At 41.7% G+C, this 2,749-nt stretch carries 4 protein-coding genes and 1 pseudogene; 2 read left to right on the forward strand and 3 right to left on the reverse strand.

Annotated elements, in window-relative coordinates; all coding sequences use genetic code 11:
- From GT674_RS17210 to GT674_RS16770, 3 genes and pseudogenes are all read right to left on the reverse strand, one after another.
- Nucleotides 1-404: pseudogene (locus GT674_RS17210) on the reverse strand (hypothetical protein); the annotation flags it as partial.
- Nucleotides 404-718, reverse strand: coding sequence for a hypothetical protein (locus GT674_RS16765; protein ID WP_008394181.1), 315 nt, complete (start codon nt 716-718; stop codon nt 404-406). The gene GT674_RS16765 and the pseudogene GT674_RS17210, both read right to left, overlap by 1 nt.
- Nucleotides 719-858: 140 nt before the next feature.
- Entirely contained in the window at nt 859-1,089 is a 231-nt protein-coding gene (locus GT674_RS16770) for a helix-turn-helix domain-containing protein (protein WP_004843519.1), read from the reverse strand.
- A 171-nt stretch (nt 1,090-1,260) separates the two neighbouring features.
- Here GT674_RS16770 and GT674_RS16775 point away from each other — a divergent pair, with 171 nt between their 5' ends.
- Both GT674_RS16775 and GT674_RS16780 read left to right on the forward strand, forming a co-directional pair.
- Nucleotides 1,261-1,890 carry a helix-turn-helix domain-containing protein gene (locus GT674_RS16775; RefSeq protein ID WP_161286683.1) on the forward strand — a complete coding sequence of 210 codons (630 nt, stop codon included), beginning with the start codon at nt 1,261-1,263 and terminating at the stop codon, nt 1,888-1,890.
- 86 nt (nt 1,891-1,976) lie between these two features.
- Nucleotides 1,977-2,749 (forward strand): tyrosine-type recombinase/integrase (locus GT674_RS16780; RefSeq protein WP_161286684.1); only part of this gene is annotated, 773 nt, incomplete at its 3' end.

Consider the following 2,749-nt stretch of genomic DNA (forward strand, 5'->3'; position numbering starts at 1 on the left):
AGATATGCGGAAGCGGAGATAACAGATTTCCCTTTACTTCGTCCGACTATTTTGATTGTGTAATGAAAAATCGCCATATCTGGATTCCTCCTTTCTGCACATCCGGTATAGATTTCCGGCAACATTGCTTTCGATTTTAGAAAAGCAGCATTGCCAGAACTCCCTCTGCGTAAGAGTGCCCTGCGCATAGCAGCCTGCATGGAATGCGCCTCTCTGGCGAAGAGTGCCTCCTGTGGCATGAGCAGGTCTGGCTGAAAGCCCCGCCGACGGAACGAGCCCGGCAAGCGTGAGCGCAGACCGGTTGCCACTTGTGGCAAACTTATTGGGACGACCTCTGGTTGTCCATAAATGCGCCCTTCATGAAAAAGCAATGAAGGGAATGAAAAACTCATCCCCCCCGCCATTACACTTCCTCCATATCGGTATTTGTTTCTTTCTGCATTGCCTTTGAGAAAAATTTCCCATTGGCTTCCTGCTTTTTCAGAAAACCAATCAGCTTTGGGATGTCTTCCTCCTCAATAGTCGCACCAAGAACGGATTCCACCGCACCGCCAACCTGACAGAGCCTATGGGTTCGTTTTTTACTTTCTTCGGCTTTCTTTCGTTTTAGAAGTTCTTTCTTCTGTGCTGCATATCGTTTTGCTTTTTCAAGGCTTTCCTGTTCCTTCTTTTCCATTTCAAGCATTCGTTCTTCATAACTTTTTGTTGATTTTGCCATTCTTACATTCTCCTTTCCTTCACAAACATAAGTTCTCGGTTGCGTATCAGAAGAAGCACATGGTATAATCTTCTTGCGTGTAGGTATATCATGGCTTCGGTCTGATAGAACCTTTGGCGGTTTCTTCGGAAGCCGCCTTTTTAATTTGCCGCAGTTCTTGTTACGGCTTTTACATTTCCTCTATCCCTCAAATCACGACCTTCATTAGCTTCCATAAACATTTCCAGAATATCGGTTTTAATCAGGACTTTGCGACCAACCTTTAATACTGGAAGTTTCTTCCATTCTACAAGCTGTCTTAAGGTATTTCTGCCGATTCCCGTATAGTCAGCAGCTTCTTCGATGGATAATGCAATTTTTCTTTGCGTCATATAATCACCTCCTTATAAATTGCATTATGCAATTCTTGTGATGTAAGTATATCCTTTTCATATCTTTTTGTCAAGCATTACGAAATATCAAAAACAAACTTTATGTTGCATATTGCAATTTTGGAAAAACAATGCTATAATTCATACATACCGAAAAAGGAGGCAGTCAGCATGAAAGATAAAGAACTACGCAAGCTGATAGGCAGCAGAGTAAAACAGCGCCGTCTGGAATTGAATCTGACACAGCCTTATGTCGCAGAAAAGATGGGGGTTACCGCTTCTACAATCCTGCGTTATGAGAATGGTTCGATTGACAATACGAAAAAAATGGTGCTGGAAGGTCTTTCGGAAGCACTCCATGTATCTGTGGAATGGCTCAAAGGGGAAACAGATGAATATGAAACCGACATTACGGATAAGAGAGAGTTACAGATTCGTGATGCGATGGGAGATATTCTGGAACAGTTACCGCTTGCCCTTACCAAAGAAGAAGATGCTTTTTCAAAAGATTTATTACTGTTGATGTTAAAACAATATGGTCTGTTTTTGGATTCCTTCCAGTTCGCCTGCAAAAATTTCAAGGGGAATGCTGGTCAGACGGATATTGCCAAAACAATAGGGTTTGAATCGAATGAGGAATATAATGAGATTATGTTCTTAAGGGAAATCACTCACACCATCAATGCTTTTAATGAGATGGCAGACGTTGTAAGGCTCTATTCCAAGAAACCAAAAACAGCAGAACAAAGGCTTGCAAATCTTTTATCAGAAGTCTTATACGAAGATTCCGAATCGGTATAGTAAGACAACCGGAGTTATGATATACTTACACGCACGAAGCATTTCATCAGTTCCGATTGTCTAATATCGAAAGGAGATATACGATTATGGCAAAAGGATCTGTAAGAAAAAAAGGAAAGAAATGGTACTACCGCTTCTATGTAGAGGACGCAAGCGGCAATCTTGTTCAAAAAGAATGCGTTGGAACAGAAAGCAAAAGTGAAACTGAAAAGCTGCTCCGTCAGGCAATGGATGATTATGAAAAAAAGAAATTTGTTGCCAAAGCGGAAAATCTCACAGTCGGACAACTTCTGGATGTGTGGGCAGAGGAGGAATTAAAAACAGGTACGCTCAGCAATGGTACTGTGGAGAATTACCTCGGAACAATCCGAAATATCAAGAAACACCCATTGGCAGAACGGAAATTAAAAAATGTAACCTCTGAGCATTTGCAATCCTTCTTTGATTTGCTTTCCTTTGGGGGAGTTCATCCCGATGGAAAAGAGAAAAAGGGTTACAGCAAAGATTACATCCATTCTTTTTCCGCAGTCATGCAGCAGTCCTTCCGCTTTGCAGTATTTCCAAAACAGTATATTACGTTCAATCCCATGCAGTATATTAAACTGCGGTATCAGACGGACGAAGTTGATTTGTTTTCGGATGAGGACATGGACGGAAATATCCAACCAATTTCACGAGAAGATTATGAAAGACTGCTTACGTATCTTCAAAAAAAGAACCCAGCCGCAATACTTCCAATCCAGATAGCCTATTATGCCGGGCTTCGTATTGGAGAAGCCTGTGGTTTGGCATGGCAGGACGTAAATCTGGAAGAACAATGCCTTACCATAAGACGCAGCATCCGATATGATGGCTCAAA

Origin of the sequence: Blautia sp. BIOML-A1 (assembly GCF_009883055.1) — a bacterium.
Taxonomy (GTDB): Bacteria; Bacillota; Clostridia; order Lachnospirales; family Lachnospiraceae; genus Blautia_A.

Coding starts and splice junctions, on each gene's coding strand:
- GT674_RS16770 (WP_004843519.1), bottom strand. CDS start 1,089: ATGACGCAAAGAAAAATTGCATTATCCATCGAAGAAGCTGCTGACTAT.
- GT674_RS16765 (WP_008394181.1), bottom strand. CDS start 718: ATGGCAAAATCAACAAAAAGTTATGAAGAACGAATGCTTGAAATGGAA.
- GT674_RS16775 (WP_161286683.1), top strand. CDS start 1,261: ATGAAAGATAAAGAACTACGCAAGCTGATAGGCAGCAGAGTAAAACAG.